Origin of the sequence: Streptomyces calidiresistens (assembly GCF_014141525.1) — a bacterium.
Taxonomy (GTDB): Bacteria; Actinomycetota; Actinomycetes; order Streptomycetales; family Streptomycetaceae; genus Streptomyces; species Streptomyces calidiresistens.
This window is the reverse complement of sequence record NZ_VKHS01001299.1, coordinates 1-953: the sequence shown is the minus strand read 5'-3', so window position 1 is coordinate 953 and position 953 is coordinate 1. Positions and strand designations below refer to the sequence as shown.

Sequence of the window (953 nt, the reverse complement as noted above, 5' to 3'; positions counted from 1 at the left end):
CGGGAGGAGCGGGGGCACGGTGGGGACGGTCGCCGCGTCGGCGCCGTCCCCGGCGAGTCCGGCCGCGGCCCGGCGCAGCCTGCGTTCGACCCGATCGGTGATCCCGATCGCCTCGTGGCCGAGGCCGGCCGCGGCGACCGGACTGTCGGCCTCCTCCCGCACGGCCTCCGCGGCCGGAAGGGGATCGGGCACCACGCGACCGTCGGCGAAGCCGGAGACCGCCCAGACCACCACCGGCACGTCGGTCATCGCGCGCAGCGTCCAGGTGGCCCGCTGCTCGTCGCCGAAGCCGATGGCCGCCGGGTGCGCGCCCGCCCGGGGGCGGGGCAGCAGATCGGTGCGGGTGTCGAGCCCGTTGGCGTCGATGTCGCGGGCGAGGGCGAGCATCGCCGCGGGATCGGCCTCGGTGAAGAGCAGGCCCACGGTGGTGACGGCGCTCTCGGTGTCGTCCACGTAGGTCGCGCGCAGCAGGCGGTGACAGCCGGTGGCCGCCAGCACATCCTCCAGGGCCGGGTCGAAGGCGTCGGCGCAGTCGGAGTCGGGGGCGACGGCCACCCGCGACCAGTGCCGGTCGGCTCCACCGGGGCCGGCGCCCTCCCCGGCCAGCTCGGTGGGGAAGATCGCCTCGACGGGCAACTCCCGCCACAGGGAGCGACTCTCCTCGAAAATCCGTTCGGCGGACTCGGCCTCCGGGGTCGCGGCGGTGAGCCAGACCCCCGCGGCGGCCCCGCCGAGGAGGCCGGCACCGAGCACCAGACAGAGCACCGCGGCCGTCAGACGGCCGCGGTGAACCGGCGGCGGGGCGGGCCGTACGGGTGCGCCCCGGGGCGGCTCGGTGAGCGGCGGTCGGTTCCCCCCGGGGCTCCCGACGCCGGCGGAACCGCGGGGATCGGCTCCCGTTCCCCCCGCCCGGGGGCCGGGGACCGGCGGCGGGGGGATCGGCGCCGGTGGGT

At 78.3% G+C, this 953-nt stretch carries 1 pseudogene; it reads right to left on the bottom strand.

What is annotated here, in order from left to right:
* Nucleotides 1-765, bottom strand: a pseudogene (locus FOE67_RS26990) (hypothetical protein); the annotation flags it as partial.
* Nucleotides 766-953: the final 188 nt, after the last annotated feature.